This is a genomic window from Streptomyces griseoloalbus, assembly GCA_014650015.1.
Classification (GTDB): Bacteria; Actinomycetota; Actinomycetes; order Streptomycetales; family Streptomycetaceae; genus Streptomyces; species Streptomyces griseoloalbus.
Map to the genome: position 1 here is coordinate 41502 of BMUD01000022.1, position 19356 is coordinate 60857.

The 19356-nt window shown below is 72.7% G+C and carries 20 protein-coding genes; 11 read left to right on the forward strand and 9 right to left on the reverse strand.

Features of this window, described 5'->3' with window-relative positions; genetic code table 11:
* Window positions 1-287: 287 nt before the first annotated feature.
* The gene (locus tag IE178_RS27545) at window positions 288-1382 is read right to left on the reverse strand and encodes a baeRF3 domain-containing protein (RefSeq protein ID WP_193514170.1); all 1095 of its coding nucleotides are present in this window, start codon (window positions 1380-1382) and stop codon (window positions 288-290) included.
* Window positions 1383-1493: 111 nt separating this feature from the next.
* Here IE178_RS27545 and IE178_RS27550 point away from each other — a divergent pair, with 111 nt between their 5' ends.
* Window positions 1494-1892: a hypothetical protein gene (locus IE178_RS27550; protein ID WP_184761893.1), complete on the forward strand. Its 399-nt coding sequence runs from the start codon at window positions 1494-1496 to the stop codon at window positions 1890-1892.
* A 4-nt stretch (window positions 1893-1896) separates the two neighbouring features.
* Here IE178_RS27550 and IE178_RS27555 read toward each other — a convergent pair whose 3' ends face one another.
* Window positions 1897-3501, reverse strand: a complete 1605-nt coding sequence (locus IE178_RS27555) for an alpha/beta fold hydrolase (RefSeq protein WP_193514171.1) — start codon at window positions 3499-3501, stop codon at window positions 1897-1899.
* A 286-nt stretch (window positions 3502-3787) separates the two neighbouring features.
* Here IE178_RS27555 and IE178_RS27560 point away from each other — a divergent pair, with 286 nt between their 5' ends.
* On the forward strand, window positions 3788-4432 hold the full coding sequence (locus IE178_RS27560) for a chaplin (protein ID WP_193514172.1): 645 nt from the start codon (window positions 3788-3790) through the stop codon (window positions 4430-4432).
* Window positions 4433-4542: 110 nt separating this feature from the next.
* Here IE178_RS27560 and IE178_RS27565 read toward each other — a convergent pair whose 3' ends face one another.
* Window positions 4543-5028 carry a nucleoside deaminase gene (locus IE178_RS27565; protein WP_193514173.1) on the reverse strand — a complete coding sequence of 162 codons (486 nt, stop codon included), beginning with the start codon at window positions 5026-5028 and terminating at the stop codon, window positions 4543-4545.
* An 85-nt stretch (window positions 5029-5113) separates the two neighbouring features.
* Between IE178_RS27565 and IE178_RS27570 the strand changes: the two genes are divergently transcribed.
* Window positions 5114-5896: a GNAT family N-acetyltransferase gene (locus tag IE178_RS27570; protein WP_193514174.1), complete on the forward strand. Its 783-nt coding sequence runs from the start codon at window positions 5114-5116 to the stop codon at window positions 5894-5896.
* A 125-nt stretch (window positions 5897-6021) separates the two neighbouring features.
* Entirely contained in the window at window positions 6022-6981 is a 960-nt protein-coding gene (locus IE178_RS27575) for an NAD-dependent epimerase/dehydratase family protein (protein ID WP_184761888.1), read from the forward strand.
* A 98-nt stretch (window positions 6982-7079) separates the two neighbouring features.
* Here the strand turns inward: IE178_RS27575 and IE178_RS27580 are convergent, their stop codons facing one another.
* Both IE178_RS27580 and IE178_RS27585 read right to left on the reverse strand, forming a co-directional pair.
* The gene (locus IE178_RS27580) at window positions 7080-7520 is read right to left on the reverse strand and encodes an SPW repeat protein (RefSeq protein ID WP_184761887.1); all 441 of its coding nucleotides are present in this window, start codon (window positions 7518-7520) and stop codon (window positions 7080-7082) included.
* 89 nt (window positions 7521-7609) lie between these two features.
* Entirely contained in the window at window positions 7610-9142 is a 1533-nt protein-coding gene (locus IE178_RS27585) for an SDR family oxidoreductase (protein WP_193514175.1), read from the reverse strand.
* Window positions 9143-9400: 258 nt separating this feature from the next.
* Here IE178_RS27585 and IE178_RS27590 point away from each other — a divergent pair, with 258 nt between their 5' ends.
* From IE178_RS27590 to IE178_RS27610, 5 genes are all read left to right on the forward strand, one after another.
* Window positions 9401-10291, forward strand: coding sequence for a glycoside hydrolase family 19 protein (locus IE178_RS27590; RefSeq protein WP_193514176.1), 891 nt, complete (start codon window positions 9401-9403; stop codon window positions 10289-10291).
* A 107-nt stretch (window positions 10292-10398) separates the two neighbouring features.
* Window positions 10399-11778, forward strand: coding sequence for a PI-PLC domain-containing protein (locus IE178_RS27595; RefSeq protein ID WP_193514177.1), 1380 nt, complete (start codon window positions 10399-10401; stop codon window positions 11776-11778).
* Between the two features lie 86 nt (window positions 11779-11864).
* Complete coding sequence (locus IE178_RS27600; RefSeq protein ID WP_193514178.1) at window positions 11865-12776, forward strand: aldo/keto reductase; 912 nt, start codon at window positions 11865-11867, stop codon at window positions 12774-12776.
* 88 nt (window positions 12777-12864) lie between these two features.
* A complete protein-coding gene (locus tag IE178_RS27605; RefSeq protein WP_193514179.1) occupies window positions 12865-13257 on the forward strand; it encodes a VOC family protein in 393 nt (130 codons plus the stop codon).
* A gap of 39 nt (window positions 13258-13296) precedes the next feature.
* On the forward strand, window positions 13297-14394 hold the full coding sequence (locus tag IE178_RS27610) for an adenosine deaminase (RefSeq protein WP_193514180.1): 1098 nt from the start codon (window positions 13297-13299) through the stop codon (window positions 14392-14394).
* Here the strand turns inward: IE178_RS27610 and IE178_RS27615 are convergent.
* Together IE178_RS27615 and IE178_RS27620 are read right to left on the reverse strand one after the other, a co-directional pair.
* Window positions 14358-14873 (reverse strand): mycothiol transferase, encoded by a 516-nt coding sequence (locus IE178_RS27615; protein WP_193514181.1) that lies wholly within the window; start codon window positions 14871-14873, stop codon window positions 14358-14360. The two genes, IE178_RS27610 and IE178_RS27615, sit on opposite strands and share 37 nt — an antisense overlap.
* Window positions 14874-14900: 27 nt before the next feature.
* Entirely contained in the window at window positions 14901-15785 is an 885-nt protein-coding gene (locus IE178_RS27620) for a LysR family transcriptional regulator (protein ID WP_184761879.1), read from the reverse strand.
* Window positions 15786-15912: 127 nt separating this feature from the next.
* On the opposite strand from IE178_RS27620, the gene mgrA reads away from it, so the two are divergent.
* Window positions 15913-16905, forward strand: a complete 993-nt coding sequence (gene mgrA, locus IE178_RS27625) for an L-glyceraldehyde 3-phosphate reductase (RefSeq protein ID WP_193514182.1) — start codon at window positions 15913-15915, stop codon at window positions 16903-16905.
* Window positions 16906-16923: 18 nt separating this feature from the next.
* Here the strand turns inward: mgrA and IE178_RS27630 are convergent, their stop codons facing one another.
* Entirely contained in the window at window positions 16924-17307 is a 384-nt protein-coding gene (locus IE178_RS27630) for a nuclear transport factor 2 family protein (protein WP_193514183.1), read from the reverse strand.
* 334 nt (window positions 17308-17641) lie between these two features.
* Here IE178_RS27630 and IE178_RS27635 point away from each other — a divergent pair, with 334 nt between their 5' ends.
* Window positions 17642-18052 (forward strand): hypothetical protein, encoded by a 411-nt coding sequence (locus tag IE178_RS27635; RefSeq protein ID WP_193514184.1) that lies wholly within the window; start codon window positions 17642-17644, stop codon window positions 18050-18052.
* 23 nt (window positions 18053-18075) lie between these two features.
* On the opposite strand, the gene IE178_RS27640 is transcribed toward IE178_RS27635, so the two are convergent.
* Window positions 18076-19347 carry a streptophobe family protein gene (locus tag IE178_RS27640; protein WP_193514185.1) on the reverse strand — a complete coding sequence of 424 codons (1272 nt, stop codon included), beginning with the start codon at window positions 19345-19347 and terminating at the stop codon, window positions 18076-18078.
* Between the last annotated feature and the right edge of the window lie 9 nt (window positions 19348-19356).

The following is a 19356-nucleotide window of genomic DNA, read 5'->3' on the forward strand; positions in this document are numbered from 1 at the left end:
CCGATGCGGGGACGATACGGCCTTCAGGCGGACGGAGGGACCGTAACGACTGTCGCACAGCCCGCGACGCCCTGTAAGGAATTCGGCAACACACGATAAGGCGGTGCCGACGGCATATGCCACCGTCTTCACCCGGTTACCCCGGGATATACGTCAGAACTCGATCGGCGCATCAACTCCCATGATACGCAAGTGATGTGACGTACCGTCGGGCGCACCGTTCTCGCTCATTCACACGTTCGACGATCGGCTCTTTGTTCGTGAAGTGACCGGCGGGTCGCCCCGGTCTAGTAGCGCAGTACGCCCGCCATCCCGTCCGCGTCACCAAGGGTGCCGTCCGGGACGAAGCGGACCTCGGCACCGGTCTTCAGGCACTGCTCGACGATCTCGTCCACGATGTCCTCGTGGGCGTCCAGGTCGCCGTCCTCGGCGATGACCAGATGGTCACCGGCGTCGCGAACCGTGATCCGGTAGTTCTCCTCGACGGCCAGCAGCCGGACGCGGCCCTCCCGGGCGCTCTGCCACAGCTCGTCCACCCCGGCCGCGAACTCCTTGCGCCCCCGGGCCGATTCCAGGGACCGGGCCACGTCCTCGGTGCTCTTGCGGGCCTCGGCCTCGAGCACCGGCCGCACGGCCTGCCACACCGCCTCGTGCGTGCCGTGCGCCAGCCCGCCGTGCTGGATGTGCACCGCGTCCCTGGCCACACTGCCGGCCTCGCACAGCAGGGACAGGGCGGCGGGCTCACCGGTGACGTACAACGGCCGCGGATGGACGCGCAGGAGCCGGCCCATCGCGGTGTCGGCGTCGCGCAGGAACGTGCGGGTGCCCTCGTCACGGAAGGCGCTCGGCTGGTCGCCGATCTGCTCCTGCCGCTCGGGGTCGAAGTTCGGCGCCTCCCGGGTCAGCGGGAAGCCGCCCGCGCGTTCCTCGGCGACCCGGTCCACGCCGCCGCTCCACAGGGTGACCCGGTCGGCGGACACGGACAGCACCCAGAACGGCCGTTCCGCCGTACGGGCGGAGACGAGGTTGCGGGTCAGGAAGGTGTCGGACAGGACGACCCGCTCGGGCACGGGCCGGGCGAGCGACCACACCTGGTGCTCGCCCGGGGCGGCGAAGATGACCAGACCGTCCTCGGAGTGCGCCAGGTCGACCTCGGCCAGCGCCCGGTCGAGCTGCCGGGCCACGTCGGTGCGCCGGTCCCGGGTGACCGCGGGGTCGGCCTCCAGCTTCTTCTTGGCCTCGGCCACCACATTGCGCAGCCTGACCGCGTCCTGGGCGTTGAGGGGCTCGCGCCGGTGCGTCGGCGTCAGCACGGACACCGCGGGGTAGGGGCGCGGGCGACGAAGCTCGGCAAGGGTCGCGGGACTCAGATCGTGCTCCATGACAGCACCATAGGGCGGAATGTCCGGCAGGGCATTTGGGGCGAAGTCACCGGGCGCGAAGTGGGGGCCGGGGCGGTGGCGGGTGCAGCCTGGTGGGGGAGGTGACCGTCGATGGCACACCTGGTCGTGGAAGGGCGGGCGGACGCGCGGACCGTCGTCGTCCGGTTGTCCTGGTGGGAAGCGCTCGTGGCCCGCCGCCGTGCGGTGCGCGTCCCCGTGTCCGAGGTGAGGGCGACCGGCGTGGAACCCGACTGGTGGCGCGCGATGCGCGGCACGCCGGTCACCGGCCGCTGTCGTCCCGGACGGTTCTGCGTGGGAGAGCGGGAGCATCCCTTCGGCCGGGACTTCGTGGCCGTGCGGGCGGGCGTGCCGGCGGTGGTCGTGGACCTCCGGCATCCGGTGCCGTTCGTCCGGCTCGCCGTCTCCGTGCCCGACGCCGGGGAGGCCGCGAGGACGCTGCGGCGGCACAGCGGCCTCGGCGGCGAGCCCGGTTCCGCGGGGGCCGGGTAGCCGGTCAGACGCGGTCGTCGTCGTCCGGTCCGCAGGAACTGCCGCTGCGCGGCAGGGAACCGTACAGCAGGAAGTCGTCGATCGTGCGGTGGACGCACTCGGACGCCCCGTAGCCGGTGTGGCCCTCACCCCGGTTGTCCAGCACCACGGCCGAGGGGCCGAGCCGCTCGGCCGTCTCCACCGTCCAGCGGTAGGGCGTCGCCGGGTCGCCCCGGGTGCCGACCAGCAGCATCTTCGGCGTGTCGAGGTCCTTGACCCGATCGCGGATGTAGTCGGTCCCCTTGGGGCGGCCGTAGCACAGCACCACCTGGGCGAGCCGGTACCGGCCGAAGACCGGTGAGGCCTCCTCGTAGGCGGTGCGCAGCCGGGCCAGGTCCCGGGCCACTCGCCCGGCGGCGGGACGGTCGGGATCGTCCGCGCAGTTCACCGCCATCAACGCCGCCGGGAGGTTGTCCAGGGGCACGTCCTCCTCCTCGGCCAGGGGGGCGTCGGCCCGCTGCGGCGCGGGGAGTGTCATCCCTCCGGTCGCCAGGGTCTCCACCCCGCGCGTGTCCCCGTCCTCCATCAGCTGGGCGAGCGCCCGTTGCAGCACCGGCCACCTGTCCTTGGTGTAGAGACCCTGCCCGATGGCGCCGGCCAGGTCCTGCCCGGTGAACTCGTCACCGAAGTCGGTCGGCACCGGGTTCTCGTCGAGCGAGTCGACCAGGTCCACGACCTGCTTGCGGGCGTCGCGCGCGTCCTGCCCGAACGGACAGGTGAGCTCCGCCGTGCACCACGTGAGGAAGTTCTCCAGCGCGGTCTGCTGTCCCCTGGCACTGGCCAGCCCCTGCTCGGCCAGCGGTTCGGTCAGCGTGTCCACCCCGTCCAGCGCCATGCGGCCCACCTTCTCGGGGAACCGGGCGGCGTACACCGCGCCGAGCCGGGTCCCGTAGGAGAACCCCAGGTAGTTGAGCTTCTTGTCGCCGAGCACCTGGCGCATCACGTCGAGGTCGCGTGCGACGTTCACGGTGCCGATATGGGCGAGGACGGGGCCCGAGTGCTCGGCGCACTCGGCGGCCACCTGGCGCAGCTGCGTGAGTGTCTCGCTCGGATCGGACATCTCCTCGCCGTCGGTCGCCTCCAGCGCCCGGTCGGTGGCGTCGGCGCCGCAGCTGACCGGTGAGGAGCGGCCGACGCCACGGGGGTCGAAGGAGACCACGTCGTAGTCGTCGGTCAGGCCCAGGAAGTCCTTGCGGCCGTGGGCGAGTCCCAGCACCCCCGAGCCGCCGGGGCCGCCGAAGTTCACCAGCACCGAGCCGCGGGGGTCGTCGGAGGCCCGGTAGCGGGCGAGGGCCAGCTCGAGGGTGCCCTTCTCGGGCTTCGCGTAGTCGAGGGGCACGGTGATCCTGCCGCACTGCATGTCCTTGGGCAGGTCCGTGGCCTCGCACGCCGACCACGTGATCCTCTGGTCGTAGAACCGGTCGAGGTCCGGATCCGCGCGGCCGGTGGCCGCCAGCCCCGTACCCAGCAGTGCCAGCCCGACCGCCCCGGTGGCCGCGCAGCGCCGGACGCAGGGGCGCACCGCGCAGCGCCGGGCCGAGGGGCGCTTGGACAGCAGCTTGGCCAGCATCGATGCCTCCACGGACGCCCCACAGCGGACCGGGAACCGGCGCCCTCGCTCACCATAAGGGGGCCCCGCGACCCCCGCCCGTCGGCCCGCGGCGGCAGGCGGGGCACCCACGCCCACGCGTGCGCCTTCGGTGAGTTCGAGGGCCTTTGCCCGGAGTTCGAGCGACACGCCGCCCGATGGGGTGAAGCGACTGCGGCATACGGATGAGCCATAACCCGGATGCCGCAGCCGCGTTCTCCCCGGTGCGGGCGAGCGTCCGCGACCATGTCCGGAAGGCAGGGAACCCATGAGACGGGTGACCCGAAACAGTGTGATCGCCGTCGCCGCCGCGTCGGGCGCGATGGCCGGGGCGATGCCGGCCCACGCCGGTGCCGCGGCGCAGGGTGCCGCGGCCGGCTCGTCCGGTGCGGGGTCCGGGAACACCCTCCGGCTCCCGGCGCACCTCCCGGTGAACGTGTGCGGGAACACGGTGAACGTGGTGGGCCTCCTCAACCCCGCCGCGGGCAACGCGTGTGTCAACGACGACGCGGGCGAGCGGGGCGGAACGGCCGCGCCCGCCGCCGGCGCGAAAGCCACGGGCGAGACGCGCGACTCGCCGGGTGTGCTGTCCGGCAACGGGGTGCGACTGCCGGTGGACCTTCCGGTCAACGTCGGAGGGAACAGCGTGAACGTGGCCGGCGTCGGGAACGCGTCCACCGGCAACACCTCCACGAACACCTCGGGCGAGCGGCCCGACCGCCCGGCCGCACCCGAGCCGTCCACGCCGCCGCGCACCCTCCCGGACCCGGCGCCGCACGGCGCGCCGCCGGAGACCGCCGCCCTCGCCGACACGGGCGCCGACCGGACGCTCCCGGTCCTCGCGAGCGGCGCCGCGCTCTTCCTGGGCGGAGTCGCCCTGTACCGCCGCGCCCGTCCGCGGACGGACGGCTGAACCGCCCCGTGGCCGACGCGCCCGCCTGCGGATGAACGGCTGAGCCGCCCGCCGGAACGATCGGGCGGCCGGGGCCTCGCCGGGCGGCGTGGTCCTCGGCGGGGACCGGATCAGCCGCGTCCGCGGTGGAAGCGCCGGTGCAATTCCCTGACCTCCTCGGCCAGTCCGGGGACGGGGCCGGCCACCGTCACTCCCGGGGCGATCTCGGCGACGGGCAGCGTGCGCACCGGCGGGGCGGGCACCCCCAGCTCGGCGAGCCAGGACGCCAGCTGCTCGGAGGAGGCGACGTACACGATGCGTCCGAGGCCCACCCAGGCGTGGGCGGCGGCGCACATGGGGCAGTGCTCGCCGGAGGTGTACACCGTGGCCACGGCCCGTTCCCCGGGGGTCATATGCGCCGCCGACCAGCGCGCCAGCTCGAACTCGGGGTGGCGGGTGCGGTCCCCGGAGGCCACACGGTTGTGGTCCTCGGCGAGCACGGTGCCGTCCCCGGCCACGAGGACCGAGCCGAACGGCTCGTCGCCGGACTCCAGCGCCTCGGTCGCCAGTTCCACACAGCGGCGCAGATACGGCAGTTCCTCGTCCTCCACGACCATGGTCCGGCCCTCCTCGCGACGGCTTGATCGACGGCAACCTTAATCCCGTTGCCCCCTGCTTCGGCCCCGTGGTGGAGTCGGCCGCATGGATCACGCCGCCGTACTCGCCCTGTTCGAGCGTGACCTGCGCGAGGGGGCGCGGCCCGACGGCCCCGGCGCACGGATCGAGCGCGTCGGCGCCGTGGTCCGCCAGACCGCCCCCGCGCACGGCTGGAACGGTGTCGTCGGATCCGCCCTGGAGGCGTCGACCGCGGACGCGGTGATCGCGGAGCAGATCGCGTACTTCACCGGGCTGGGACGCGAGTTCGAATGGAAGCTGTACGGTCACGACCTGCCGGCGGACCTCGGGCGGCGGCTCGTGGCGGCCGGGTTCGTGCCCGGGCCGGAGGAAACGCTCATGGTCGGCGATGTCGCCGAGCTGACCCTCGACACCGAGCCGCCCGAGGGGGTCCGCGTCGTGGCCGTCACCGACCGGGCGGGCGTCGACCTGCTGGCCGATGTGCACGAGAAGGCGTTCGGCGCCGACGCCTCCCGGCTCCGCCGGCAGCTGCTCGAACGGCTCACCCACGACCCCGGCACGGTCGTCGCCGTCGTGGCCCTCGCCGGTGACGAGCCGGTGAGCGCGGCCCGCATGGAGCTGGTGCCGGGTACCCGGTTCGCCGGGCTGTGGGGCGGCGGCACCGTACGGGACTGGCGCGGCCGGGGCATCTACCGCGCGTTGGTGGCCCACCGGGGCCGGATCGCCGTGGACCGCGGCTACCGCTACCTCCAGGTCGACGCCTCCGGCCGGAGCCGCCCCATTCTGGAACGCCTCGGCTTCGCCGCCCTGACCACGACCACTCCGTACGTGTACCGGCCGGTGCGGTAGGGCGCGGCTCCCCTTCCCCGGCCTGACAAGCCGACGCTTGATAGTCGCTATCCCGAGAGTTAGAGTCTCTAACAGTTGCGAGAGTCGATAAGCGACCTGTCGCGCCCCCTGTCCAGGAGACCGTCATGCCTGCCGCCGCCCCCGACACCCGCCCCCTGCACGCCGTCCTCGGTTCGGGTCCCGCCGGAACCGCCCTCGCCCGGGAGCTCGCCCGCCGTGGTCACCCCGTACGGCTCGTCGACCGCAAGGGGGACGGACCCGCGCCCGACGGCGTCCGCCGCCGCGCCGCCGATGTCGGCACCGCCGAGGGCGCGCGGGCGGCCACCGCGGGCGCGGCCGTGGTGTACCACTGCGTCAACGTCGGCTATCACCTGCAGGTCGAGGTGATGCCCCGGATCCAGGAGGCCGTGCTCGGGGCCGTCGAGGCGTCCGGCGCCCGGCTCGTCGTCCTCGACACGCTCTACCCGTACGGCGAGACGGGGGGAGCGGTGATGACCGAGGACACCCCCTGGCGGGCGACCGGTCGCAAGGGCCGGATGCGTGCGGTCCTGGACGAGCGGTACCTCGCCGCGCACCGGGAGGGCCGCGCCCGGGTGGTACTGGGCCGCTCCGCCGACTTCGTCGGCCCGGGCGTGCTCAACTCCTCCCTCGGCGCCGCCGTTTTCCCGGGCGCGCTCACCGGCGGTGAGGTGCTGGGGCTGGGCGACATCGGCCTGCCGCACAGCTACACCGGCATCGAGGACGTCGCCGGCGGCCTGGCCACCCTCGGTGAACGGCCCGAGGGTGACGGGCGGGTCTGGCATCTGCCCACCGCGCCCGCGGTCAGCACCCGCGACGTCCACGCCCTGATCGAGAAGCGGACCGGCCGGCCACTGAACGTCGTCGTCCTCCGGGAGCTGCGCCCCTTCGGCCCGTTCGACGAGGAGTTCGTCGCCGAGTACGCGGAGATGTTCTACCAGCACACCGAGCCCCAGATCATGGACTCCTCGGCCTTCGAGCGGACCTTCGGCATCCGGCCCGCGCCGCTGGACCGCACGCTGGACGCCACGGTGACCTGGTACGAACAGTGGCTGTCCCGCCTCTGACGGCGGCCATGAGGGCCGGCGGGGCTGGTCCCGTCCGGACGCGAAAGGGCCGGCCCGCGGTGGGCGCGGACCGGCGCTCGGCTTCTTTCACGGCCCGCCTACGACCGTGGAGCGCTCCTGGCTGCCGTGGCCGCGCAGACCGCGCCCAGCATCACGGCGAGGGCGCCGATGATGATGTTGTTCCAGATCACGCCGGCGTCGGGGTTGTCGCCGACGATCCACGGCGAGATGATCATCCACACGCCGAGTGCGCACATGGCCCCGCTGAGGCCGTACATGCGCGCCGGGGCCGCGGTGAACCCCAGGGCGAGCAGACCGATCGCGATGCCCACGATCAAGTTGTGGGTCACGAGCGCGGGCTGGCTCGTCGTGTAGTGGAGTATCCACGGGGACACCGCGCAGTACAGACCGAGCAGGAACACCGGTCCGTCCACAAGGGCCACATCGCGACCGCCGAGCACGCGGTCGTACCGTGCCCGCATTTCGTGGGTGTCGGGGTGGCTCGTGATGTCACCGCGCGGGTGCGAGACGTTGGCCATGGGTCGTCTCCTTTGACTAGCAGGCCTGACCGCTCTGGTGCGGTATGCGGTAAGAGCCGCGTAGGTATCATTCTGCGCTTATTTTCCCCTTATGTGTAGAGCTCGGGGGAGTCCGGTGCGGGCCCTGCCCTCTCCGCGGTCCGGGCGATGTTGCGGGCCATGCCGCCGAACACGACGGCGTGGAAGGGGGCGACGGCCCACCAGTACAGGTGTCCGAGCAATCCGTGCGGATGGAACAGGGCCCGCTGGCGGTACCGGGTGCGGCCGGCCCCGTCCGTCTCGGCGTACATTTCCAGCCAGGCCAGACCCGGCAGTCGCATCTCGGCCCGCAGCCGGAGCAGATGGTTTCGCTCGATCTCCTCCACCCGCCAGAAGTCCAGCGAGTCACCGGCCCGCAGGCGTGCCGCGTCCCGCCGCCCCCGGCGCAGCCCCACGCCGCCGGTCAGCCGGTCGAGCAGGCCGCGCACGGTCCAGGCGAGCGGGAAGGAGTACCAGCCGTTCTCCCCGCCGATGCCCTCGATCACTTGCCACAGGGACGCGCGTGAGGCGTCCACGGTCCGTTCCCGGACGTCGGTGTACAGACTGCCGCCCGCCCAGTCGGGGTCGGTGGGCAGTGGATCGCTGGGCGCGCCGGGCACCGAGGCCGACGACCACCGGGTCGCCACCTCGGCCTCCCGCACGCGCTTCAGCGCCAGCCGCACCGCCTCGTCGAAACCGATCGGATGCCCGGGCGGATCGGGCACGTGGTGCGCGATGTCGTGCTCCCGGCAGACCACCTCGTGCCGCAGCGACTCGGTGAGGGGCCGCGCGATGCCCGCCGGCACCGGGGTGACCAGGCCCACCCAGTGACTGGACAGCCCCGGTGTGAGCACCGGCACCGGTACGATCACGCGGCGCGGAAGTCCGGCGACGGCCGCGTACCGCACCATCATGTCCCGGTAGGTGAGCACGTCCGGGCCGCCGATGTCGAAGGCCCGGCTGACGTCCTCGGGCATGGCCGCGCTGCCGACCAGGGCGCGCAGCACATCACGCACCGCGACCGGCTGGATCCGGGTGTGCACCCACCTGGGGGTGACCATCACCGGCAGCCGCTCGGTGAGATGCCGCAGCATCTCGAAGGAGGCCGACCCCGAACCGATCACCACCGCGGCCCGCAGCACGGTGGTCGGCACGCCCGAGTCCAGCAGGATCCGGCCCACCTCGGCCCGCGAGCGCAGATGCGGGGACAGTTCCCGCTCCGGGACGCCCGCGGGGGTGAGACCACCGAGGTACACGACGCGTCGTACGCCCGCCGCCCGTGCCCGCTCGCCGAAGACCCGCGCCGCCGCGCGGTCCGTCTCCTCGAAGCCGCGGCCCTTGCCCAGCGCGTGCACCAGGTAGTACGCCACGTCCACGCCGTCCAGCGCCGCGGCCACCGACGCCGGATCCGTGACATCGCCGCGGACCACCTCCGCCCGGCCCGCCCACGGGTGGTCGCGCAGCCGGCCCGGTGAGCGCGCCAGGCAGCGCACCCGGTACCCGGCGTCCAGGAGTTCGGGCACGAGCCGCCCGCCGATGTAGCCCGTCGCACCGGTGACCAGGCAGAGCGGTCCCGGGCCTGTGCCGTGCTCCGCTGCCGTCACATGGTCCTCCTCGTGTCGCGTCCGTCGCTGTGCGATCACTTCCCCGGAACGACGCCGCCGTACGTGTCCATACGCGTATTTACGCCACGACTGGTCTAAACCCTTGACTGGTACAGACCAAAGCGGTTGAGTGTGCCCGACACCCCCCACCACGGCCGCCCCCACGCCGTGACCGGCCCCGCCGGCGCGTGCGGGCGAGGCGCCGCTCAGGCATGTCCTCGCCCGGGAGCGGCCGTGTCCCGCAAAGGAGTTGATCCCTTGTCGAGACGCCGCATCTCCGCCGTGCTGACCGCCGTCATCCTCGCCGGCAGTGCGCCGGTGCTGCTCCCCGCCGCCACCGCCTCCGCCGCCGCGTGCTCCAGCTATCCGAACTGGGTGGCCGGGAAGTCGTACAACGCCGGCGACATCGTGCGCTACACCGACGGCAGGGCGTACATCGCCGAGCACGCCAACCCGGGCTACGACCCGGTCATCAGCACCTGGTACTGGGAGCCGTACGCCTGTGACAACGGCCCCGGGACGCCCGTCGGGAACTTCGTGGTGACCGAGGCTCAGTTCAACCAGATGTTCCCGAACCGGAACCCCTTCTACACGTACAGCGGGCTGACGGCCGCCCTCAGCGCCTACCCCGGCTTCGCCAACACCGGCAGCGACACGGTGAAGAAGCAGGAGGCCGCCGCCTTCCTGGCCAACGTCAGCCACGAGACCGGCGGTCTGGTGCACGTGGTCGAGCAGAACACGGCCAACTACCCGCACTACTGCGACTGGGGGCAGCCCTACGGCTGTCCGGCCGGTCAGGCCGCCTACTACGGGCGCGGACCGATCCAGCTGAGCTGGAACTTCAACTACAAGGCGGCGGGTGACGCGCTCGGCATCGACCTGCTGAACAACCCCTGGCTGGTGCAGAACGATGCCGCCGTGGCCTGGAAGACGGCCCTGTGGTACTGGAACACGCAGAGCGGCCCCGGCACGATGACCCCGCACAACGCCATGGTCAACCAGGCCGGTTTCGGCCAGACCATCCGCAGCATCAACGGCTCGCTGGAGTGCGACGGCAGGAACCCGGCGCAGGTGCAGAGCAGGGTGACGAAGTACCAGCAGTTCACCCAGATCCTCGGAACGTCACCCGGCGGCAACCTGTACTGCTGACGCCCGACCACCGGGCGTGGTGTCATGCACCTGACCTAAACGACCTGTCGGGACCGGCCCGCGCACAGCAGGTGCGCGGGCCGTCCTTCGGACGAAGGGCATCCAGCATGCGCACCCCCCACGCCCTGCTCACCACGACCGTCACGGCCGCCGCGCTGGCCGCGGTGGCCGTGGCCCCGGCGCCCGCCGCAGGGGCCGACGCGGTCCCGTCCCCCGGCACGTACTACGTGCAGAGCGCGACGACCGGGCTGAACGCCGCCGACAACGCCGGCGCCGTCGAACAGCACCGGCCGCGCGGCAACGAGGACCGCCAGCAGTGGAACCTGCGGGCCGACGGCGGCTGGCACCTCCTGGAGAACACGGACGGCCCCGGCACCTGCCTCGGCCGCGGCGGCGACCAGGCCCGCACCGTCGCCTGCGCGAGCCCGGAGGCACGCTGGCAGATCACCCCCGTCGGCACCGACCGGTTCACGCTCGCCGACCCCGGCACCGACCGCCGCCTCACCGTCGCCCCGAAACCCGCCGGCGCCAACCACCCCGCGCGACTCGCCGTGGGCACCGGCACGGGCGATCTCGCCACCTGGTACCTCACTCCGACCGCCCCGGCCACGCGGCCCATGCCGCCGCAGGACCGGCGCACCCTGGACCAGGTCACCTTTCTCACCGCCCACAACGCCTACGCCAACGGGGTCGACGGCGGTTTCGCCCCGCCCTTCGTCAACCTCTTCCCCAACCAGAACCGCGGCATCGAGCGCCAACTCGCCGACGGTGTCCGCGGATTCATGCTGGACATCCATCAGACACCGGACGGCGCGATCCTCTGCCACAACAGCTGCACCCTGGTCAGCAGGCCCGTGGCCCTGTGGGTCGACCTCCAGCGGATGGTCGACTTCCTCCGGGCCCACCCCGACCAGTTCGTGACCGTCTTCCTGGAGGACTACGTCGACCCTGCCGTCCTGCGCGCCGAACTGGCCCGGGTCCAGGGGCTGTCGGAGGTGCTCTACCGGCCGGACCGCACCGGCGTCCGCGAGAACGGCTGGCCGGCGATGGCCGACCTGACCGCTGCCGGACAGCGGCTGCTGATCTTCTCCGACCACAGCCGCGCCGCGGACCGGTCCGCCGGACTGACCCGGGACAGCTTCGGCGTGATGTACCAGCGTGAGTGGACCGTGGAGAACCACTGGTCCATGGGCTCGGGCGCCGGCACCTCCGACTGGTCCTGTTACAGCCGCTGGTACGACGCGGGCACCAACATCCCGCTGACCCGTACCGAGCCCGGCTTCCGTCCGCTGTTCGTCATGAACCACTTCCGGGACACCACGGTCGCCTCCACGGCCGGCACCGACAACTCCAAACTCGCCGACCGTGCCCGCCGGTTCTGCCAGCCCGCCGCCCGCAAGAAGCCCAACTACCTCGCCGTGGACCGCTACGACCTCGGCGACCCGGCAGCAGCCGTCACCTCCCTCAACACCTATACGTATCCGTAGAGAGGGAGCCGGGGTCCGGGCGCAGGAGCGGGACCGGGACGACGCCGCGCCCCGCTGCCCCGCGGCGGGTGTGCGACACTCCGCCGATGACCACCTCGGGAACGATCACCGCGGACGTGGCCGGCACCTGGACACTCGGCGACCTGCCCGTCCACCGCATCGGGCTCGGCGCGATGCGGCTGACGGGCAGCGCCGCCTTCCACCTCGGCACACCGAGTGACCGCGACCGGTCGATCGCCGTACTGCGCAGGGCGGTGGAGCTCGGTGTGAATCACATCGACACGGCCGCCTTCTACTTCTCCGCCCTGCGCTCCGCCAACGAACTCATCAACACCGCGCTGGCGCCGTACCCCGACGACCTCGTCCTCGTCACCAAGGTCGGACCGCACCGGACGTACACCGGCGAGTGGGGCACCTCGGCCCGGCCGGACGAGCTGCGCGGCCACGTCGAGGAGAATCTGCGCCAGCTCGGCCGCGACCACCTGGACGTCGTCAACCTCCGCCGGATGGGCCAGGAATCGATAGCCGAGCACTTCGGCGCCCTCGCCGAACTGCGGGAGGCCGGACTGATCCGGCACCTCGGCGTCTCCAACGTCGAACCGCGCCATCTCGCCGAGGCCCGGGCCATCGCACCCGTGGTCTGCGTGCAGAACCGGTACGCCCTCGACGCGCCCCGCAGCCCCGCCACCGACGACCTCCTGCGGATCTGTGGCGACCTGGGCATCGCGTTCGTGCCCTACTACGCCGTCGCCGGCGAGGGCAAGGAACACGGCGCGAGCGACGCGCACGGCGAGGACGTGCGCGCCGTGGCGCGCGCCCACGGAGTGAGCCCGGTCCAGGTCCGGATCGCCTGGACCCTGCACCAGGGACCGCACGTTCTCGCCATCCCCGGCACCGGCGACCCGGACCACCTCGCGGACAACGTGGCGGCGGGCGCCCTGCGTCTCACCGACGAGGAGCGGGGCCGGCTGGACGGGACACGCCACCGCATCCGCTGAACGCGGGGCCCCTCCCGGAAGCGGGACTGGCGAAGCCGGTGGTGTTACGTATAACCTCATCCGTCGATCCCCCCTTCGAGAGGTCACGATGAGCCGCATCGCCCTGGTCACCCTCGTCGTCGACGACTACGACGAGGCGATCCGCTTCTACACCGAGGCCCTCGGTTTCCGCCTCGCCGAGGACTCGCCCCGGCCCGGCGGCGGCCGCTGGGCCGTCGTCGAACCGGACGCCGGGCACACCGGCGCGGCACTGCTGCTCGCCCGCGCCGAGGGGGAGACGCAGCGCGCCCGGGTCGGCGACCAGACCGGCGGGCGCGTCGGCTTCTTCCTGCACACCGACGACTTCGCCCGCGACCACGCGCGCATGACCGCCGCCGGCGTGACCTTCCTGGAGGAGCCGCGCCACGAGCCGTACGGCACGGTCGCCGTCTTCCAGGACCTCTACGGCAACCGCTGGGACCTGCTCCAGCCCGCCGAGTGACCCCGCCCCCCGACCCGATCACCGAGGAACGCACCACCCATGACCGCGCCCCCCATCGACACCGACACCCTTCGCCGGCTGCCCAAGGCCGTGCTGCACGACCACCTCGACGGCGGGCTGCGTCCCGCCACCCTGGTGGAGCTCGCGGGCACGGCCGGCCACCCCCTGCCCACCACCGACCCCGACGAGCTGGCCGCCTGGTACGTGGAGGCCGCCGGCTCCGGCGACCTGGTCCGCTACATAGGCACCTTCGAGCACACCCTCGCCGTCCTGCAGACCCGCGAGGGCCTGCTGCGCACCGCCGAGGAGTACGTGCTCGACCTGGCCGCCGACGGTGTCGTCTACGGCGAGGTGCGCTACGCCCCGGAGCTGATGACCCGGGGCGGGCTGACCCTGCCCGAGGTCGTCGAGGCCGTGCAGGAGGGACTCGCGGCCGGGATGGCCAAGGCGGCCGCCGCGGGCACGCCGGTGCGGGTCGGGACGCTGCTGTGCGGCATGCGGATGTTCGACCGGACGCGGGAGATCGCCGACCTGGTCGTGGCGTTCCGGGACGCCGGTGTCGTCGGCTTCGACATCGCCGGCGCCGAGGACGGCTTCCCGCCCGCCGACCACCTGGACGCCTTCCGGTACCTGCGCGGCGAGAGCGTGCCCTTCACCATCCACGCCGGTGAGGCCCACGGACTGCCCAGCATCCACCAGGCCCTCCAGGTGTGCGGCGCCCAGCGCATCGGCCACGGCGTCCGCATCACCGACGACATCCCCGACCTCGCGGCCGGCAAGCTCGGCCGTCTCGCCGGCTGGGTCCGCGACCGCCGCATCGCCCTGGAGATGTGCCCCACCTCCAACCTCCAGACCGGCGCCGCCGACTCGATCGCCGGGCACCCGATCACCGCGCTGAAGGACGCCGGCTTCCGGGTCACCCTCAACACCGACAACCGCCTCGTCTCGGGCACCACCATGACCCGGGAGATGTCCCTGCTGGTCGAGCAGGCCGGCTGGACCGTCGAGGATCTGCGTACGGTCACGGTGAACGCCGTGAAGAGCGCGTTCCTCCCGTTCGACGAACGCACCGCCCTGCTCCGGGACGTCGTGCTGCCCGGCTACGCGTCCGCGCTTCGAACCAGCCCTCGCGCATAGGCGGCCTGTCCGACGTGCTGCAGATCGTCGGACAGGACGCTGACCAGCCGTACGCCCAGGGTCACCGGAGGATCCCAGCCCTCGTCCACGACGCGCTGAAGGTCCTTGGCGGTCAGCGCGCGCAGCGCCCCGAGGGTCTGCTCGTGGACCGCGTCGTGATAGCCGGTGAGCAGGTCGCCGGAGTCGACCCGCACCTTGGCGACCTTCGCCGAGGTGTGGCCGTACCCGGTGTCGTGGCGGGGCAGGCCGAGTCCGAGGCGTTCCGCCCAGTCCTGGGAGAGCCACACCTGGTCGAGGCCGAAGGCGTCCGCGATGTGGTCGTCCTGGACCCGGGTGAGGTGCCAGACCAGCCAGGCGACGGAGTTCGCGTCGGGGCCGGGCCGGGCGTTCAGCCCCTCGGGGCCGAGGCCCTCGACGGCGGCGTGGACTTCTTCCCGGATGCGGCCGAAGCCGTCGATGAGGATGTCCTTGGCGTGCATGGACCCACCTTCGCGCATCCGGGCCCCTCACGCGCCCCCGTGGTCCAGCAGGGCCATCAGCGCCCGGGCCGCCGGACTGATCGCCCGCGGCGACGGCACCAGGGCCACGGTCTCGTACGCCGCCTCGCCGGTGTCCTTCAGGGGGAGTGCGGTGAGGGCCTCGCGCTTGTGCCGGAAGTGCCGCGGCACGACGGCGATGCCCAGGTTCTCGTCGACCAGGTCGAGCAGGCTGTGCACGTCGTTCACCTCCAGCGCCACCGTGCGCCGTACGCCCGCGGCGGCGAAGGCGGCGTCGGTCGCGCGGCGCGGCCCCCAGTCGGGGTGGAAGTCGACGAACACCTCGTCGCCCAGGTCACGCGGGGTCACCGGTGCCCCGGCCCGCGCGAGGGGATGGCCGGGGTGGCACAGCACGGTCATCGGCTCGCTGGTGAGCGGCACGGACCGCAGCTGCTCCGGGTCCGCCTCCGTCCGGTAGGCGAACGCCAGGTCCAGCCGGCCGGCGGCGACCTCCTCGGCCAGGGCGGCCGAGCCCCACTGCCGCAGCCGGATCTCCACGTCCGGGTGGCGCCGCCGGAACGCGGCGAGCAGCTCGGCCACGTGCACCCCGGCGATGCACTGCTCGGTTCCCACCGCGAGGGTGCCGCGCAGAACACCCTGCACCGCGGCCACCGCCTCGTGCGCCGCCCGCACCTGTGCCAGGATGCGTTCGGCCTCCGTCAGCAGCGCCCGCCCCGCCTCGGTGAGCGTCACCCTGCGGGTCGTGCGGACGAACAGCGGCGTCTGCAGCTCGCGCTCCAGGGTGCGGATGGACGCGGACAGGCCCGACTGGGAGACCATCAGCCGTTCCGCCGCGCGGGTGAAGTGCTGGTCCTCGGCGACGGCGACGAAGTGCTGGAGGTGGCGCAGTTCCATGATTGAGAAGCGTATCCGCTGAATTCCATCGGATTCTTCTGTTGGACCACTGCCCGCAGGTCACGACAGAGTGGGGCAGTGGTTCAACGGAACCGCCAAGACGTGTGTCAACCTCTCTGGAGTCGCGTTGTACACCGCACACCCCGACCGTTACGCGGACATGCCCTACCGGCGCACCGGACGCAGCGGCCTGCAGCTCCCCGCGCTCTCGCTCGGCCTGTGGCACAACTTCGGTCCCGACCGTGCGGCCGGGACCCAGCGCGCCATTCTGCGCCGCGCCTTCGATCTGGGCGTCACCCACTTCGACCTCGCCAACAACTACGGGCCGCCGCCCGGTGCGGCCGAGTCCGCCCTCGGTGAGGCGCTGAAGTCGGACTTCGCGCGGTACCGCGACGAGCTGGTGATCTCCACCAAGGCGGGCTATCTGATGTGGCCGGGCCCGTACGGCGAATGGGGCTCGCGCAAGTACCTGCTGTCCTCGCTGGACCAGAGCCTGACCCGGATGGGCGTCGACTACGTCGACATCTTCTACTCGCACCGCTTCGACCCGGAGACTCCCCTGGAGGAGACGATGGGCGCCCTGCACTCGGCGGTCCAGCAGGGCAAGGCGCTGTACGTCGGCGTGTCCAACTACTCCGCGGAGCAGACCCGCGAGGCCGCCCGCATCCTCGGCGAGCTGGGCACTCCGCTGCTCATCAACCAGCCCCGCTACTCGATGCTCGACCGCCGCCCGGAGGACGAGGGCCTGATGGACGCCCTGGACGAACTCCAGGTCGGCTCCATCGCCTACTCCCCGCTGGAGCAGGGCCTGCTCACGGCCCGCTACCTCGACGGCATCCCCGAGGACTCCCGGGCCGCGAGCGACAGCCCCTTCCTGAACAGCGACGCCCTCACCGAGGAGCTGGTGGGCCGGCTGCGCACGCTCAACGAGATCGCCGCGTCCCGCGGCCAGACCCTGGCGCAGATGGCACTGTCCTGGGTGCTGCGCGGCGGCCGTCTGACCTCGGCCCTGGTCGGCGCGAGCAGCCCCGAGCAGTTGACGGACAGCGTGGCGGCCACCCGCAACCTCGACTTCTCCGACGACGAACTGTCCCGCATCGAGGCGGTCGTCAAGCAGTAGGCACGGCGGCGCCGGGGGTCACGCCCCCTCGGGCACCCGGTCCAGGAAGCCGTACACGGCGCGGACCCGGCTCCCGGCGTCGAGCGTGATCACATCCGACCCGGCGACGGGAGCCGAGCCGTCCGCCCCCCTCACCAGCTCCCACGAGAAGCGCGCGGTGTCGTGGTGCCCTTCGACGCCGCCCACGCGCCGGAACACGAACCCGGGGAACCGCTCGTGCACGGCCGCGATCACCGCCCCGATCGCCTCGTGGCCGGTGGCGTCGGAGACGGGGTCGGTGTAGCGGCCGTCCGCGGTCCAGACCTCGGCGACCGCCCCGGCGCGCGCCCGTGCGCCGTCGGCGTTCCAGGCCTCGAAGTAGCGGCGGACCACGGCGTCGTAGTCGTGCGCCTGTGCGGTCATGATCAATCCCCCAGGGAGGTCGTGGCTGCTTTTCGAAGACCGGGTCCCGGTCGCGGCGACCCGGTACGCACACCTTGCCCGCGGCCCCCGGCCGAGGTCGATTACCTCCCGGGTCATACGGCCGTCGGTCACCCCGCACCGTTTTCGGCCAGGCGTGGCCGTGAATATGCCAGGAGACTGGCCGGAAACACGTGGTGACAGTGTTTCAGCGGTGAACATACTCGACAGCGAGAGCGCTTCACACCGCGCGACGGCGCCCTCACGCACAGCACGCGCGCCACGGACGGGCAGCCGGCCCGTCTCGGCAGGCGGGCAACGCAGCGGGGGAGGGAACGTGCACGACGAATTCCTGTGCCATGTCACGGCGTACGGGGTCTGCGACGGCCGGCGCATCGGCGTACCCCTGGGCACCTACCGGGCGCCCACCCTCGCCCTCGCCCTGTGGTGGCTGCGCGACCGCGCCTCCTGGATCGCCGAGCGTCTCGACCCGCAGCCCGACGCCGAGCACTTACCGCCGGGCGCGCTCGTCCCCGTCCCCGACAGCGTCCCCGACGTGCCCGCCGTGCTGCGCACCTGGTGCGCCGACGTCGCCCGGCAGGAAGAGGTGGCCGAGACGCTCGCCGCCGGACGGATGGTGCGCATCGCCACCGGCGACGAGACCACGGAGTACGAACTGCTGGCCGAGTCCGTGGACGCCCTGCGCATGCAGCGCGCCGCCCGCGTGCTCGGCGTCCCGGTCGCCTGACGCGACCGACCCGGCCGACCGGATCAGTGCCCCGTCCCGCCGCCCCTCCGGCGCGCCCCGCGCGCCAGCAACGCCCCCGCGAACCCGGCGACCAGCCCCCACAGCAGGGCCAGCCCCAGGGCGCTCCCCAGCCGCGGCTTCAGCAGCACCTGCCCGGAGAAGCCCTCGCCCAGATCACCGACGCCGAGCACCGACAGACCGATCCGCGCGGAGATCCGGGCCATCAGACAGATCATCAGCACCGCCAGCGCCAGCGCCACCGCCATGTGCACGGCGTGCTGCCAGGGCCGGACCCGGGCCGGGGACGAGGCCGCCATCACGAACGCGGTGGCCAGCAGCAGCACCGCGTCCACCACCAGCAGCCACCACCACTTCTGGCCGTCGTGCTCCACGAGCGTGCCCAGGTTCAGCGTGGACACGTCCGGTGTGCGCAGCACCTCGTCGAGGACGTGCGGCATGGGCAGTCCGAAGGGACCCTCCACCCTGCCGTCCCAGGTGGCGCCGAGCCCGATCGTCAGCGCCAGCCAGACCACGTTGGGCAGCCCGAGCAGGATCACCGCGAACGTCTCGACCGCGTGGCCCCGGGTGGCGGCGACGAACAGCGCGATGACGAGACCGATGACGACGCAGACGAGCAGCAACCGCACCGTCGCGTGCGCCGCCGGACGCACCGATGCCTGCGGGCGCAGCAGCCCGGCCGGCAGCGGGGCACCACGGGACACCATCAGCGTCACCACCAGTACGCCCGCCAGCCAGACCAGACCGACGAGGACGGTCAGCGGCACATCGGTGGAGAAACCGACCACCGGCGTGAGCCCGAACAGGTCACCGAGGTCGCCGAGCGGGCCGTCCCCGAGAGAGATCTCGAACGTGTGCCGCGCGGCGAGCGCCAGACCGAGCAGCGCGAGCAGCCACAGCGCGGCGATCCTCGCGGCCCACCCGGCCAGCTCGGGCGCTCCGGCGACCGCCCGGTGACGCAGCGGGCGCAGGAATCCCCAGCCGATGACCAGCGCCCCGGCGAGGGTGACGGACAGCGGGATGACCGTCAGACCGCCCTCCGTGCCCGCGAGGCCGCCGGCGTCCCCCGAGAGCTCGACCGTGCCGCCGACGGCCGTGACCACGGTCGCCGCGACCACCGGGGGGAAGGAACCGCCCGGAAGGTCCGCGGCACCGGCCGCCCACAGCCCGAGCACCGCCACCACGCCCATGACGATCAGTCCGCCGAGTACCGTGACGAGGGCCTGCGCCCAGCCGTGGCGGGCGACCGGACGGCCGGAAAGGGTGCGTGAACTCACGTGTGCACG

Bases quoted from the DNA above. Each gene is read 5' to 3' on its own strand.
- IE178_RS27545 (WP_193514170.1), bottom strand. From the start codon at position 1,382: ATGGAGCACGATCTGAGTCCCGCGACCCTTGCCGAGCTTCGTCGCCCG.
- IE178_RS27550 (WP_184761893.1), top strand. From the start codon at position 1,494: ATGGCACACCTGGTCGTGGAAGGGCGGGCGGACGCGCGGACCGTCGTC.
- IE178_RS27555 (WP_193514171.1), bottom strand. From the start codon at position 3,501: ATGCTGGCCAAGCTGCTGTCCAAGCGCCCCTCGGCCCGGCGCTGCGCG.
- IE178_RS27560 (WP_193514172.1), top strand. From the start codon at position 3,788: ATGAGACGGGTGACCCGAAACAGTGTGATCGCCGTCGCCGCCGCGTCG.
- IE178_RS27565 (WP_193514173.1), bottom strand. From the start codon at position 5,028: ATGGTCGTGGAGGACGAGGAACTGCCGTATCTGCGCCGCTGTGTGGAA.
- IE178_RS27570 (WP_193514174.1), top strand. From the start codon at position 5,114: ATGGATCACGCCGCCGTACTCGCCCTGTTCGAGCGTGACCTGCGCGAG.
- IE178_RS27575 (WP_184761888.1), top strand. From the start codon at position 6,022: ATGCCTGCCGCCGCCCCCGACACCCGCCCCCTGCACGCCGTCCTCGGT.
- IE178_RS27580 (WP_184761887.1), bottom strand. From the start codon at position 7,520: ATGGCCAACGTCTCGCACCCGCGCGGTGACATCACGAGCCACCCCGAC.
- IE178_RS27595 (WP_193514177.1), top strand. From the start codon at position 10,399: ATGCGCACCCCCCACGCCCTGCTCACCACGACCGTCACGGCCGCCGCG.
- IE178_RS27600 (WP_193514178.1), top strand. From the start codon at position 11,865: ATGACCACCTCGGGAACGATCACCGCGGACGTGGCCGGCACCTGGACA.
- IE178_RS27605 (WP_193514179.1), top strand. From the start codon at position 12,865: ATGAGCCGCATCGCCCTGGTCACCCTCGTCGTCGACGACTACGACGAG.
- IE178_RS27610 (WP_193514180.1), top strand. From the start codon at position 13,297: ATGACCGCGCCCCCCATCGACACCGACACCCTTCGCCGGCTGCCCAAG.
- IE178_RS27615 (WP_193514181.1), bottom strand. From the start codon at position 14,873: ATGCACGCCAAGGACATCCTCATCGACGGCTTCGGCCGCATCCGGGAA.
- IE178_RS27620 (WP_184761879.1), bottom strand. From the start codon at position 15,785: ATGGAACTGCGCCACCTCCAGCACTTCGTCGCCGTCGCCGAGGACCAG.
- IE178_RS27630 (WP_193514183.1), bottom strand. From the start codon at position 17,307: ATGACCGCACAGGCGCACGACTACGACGCCGTGGTCCGCCGCTACTTC.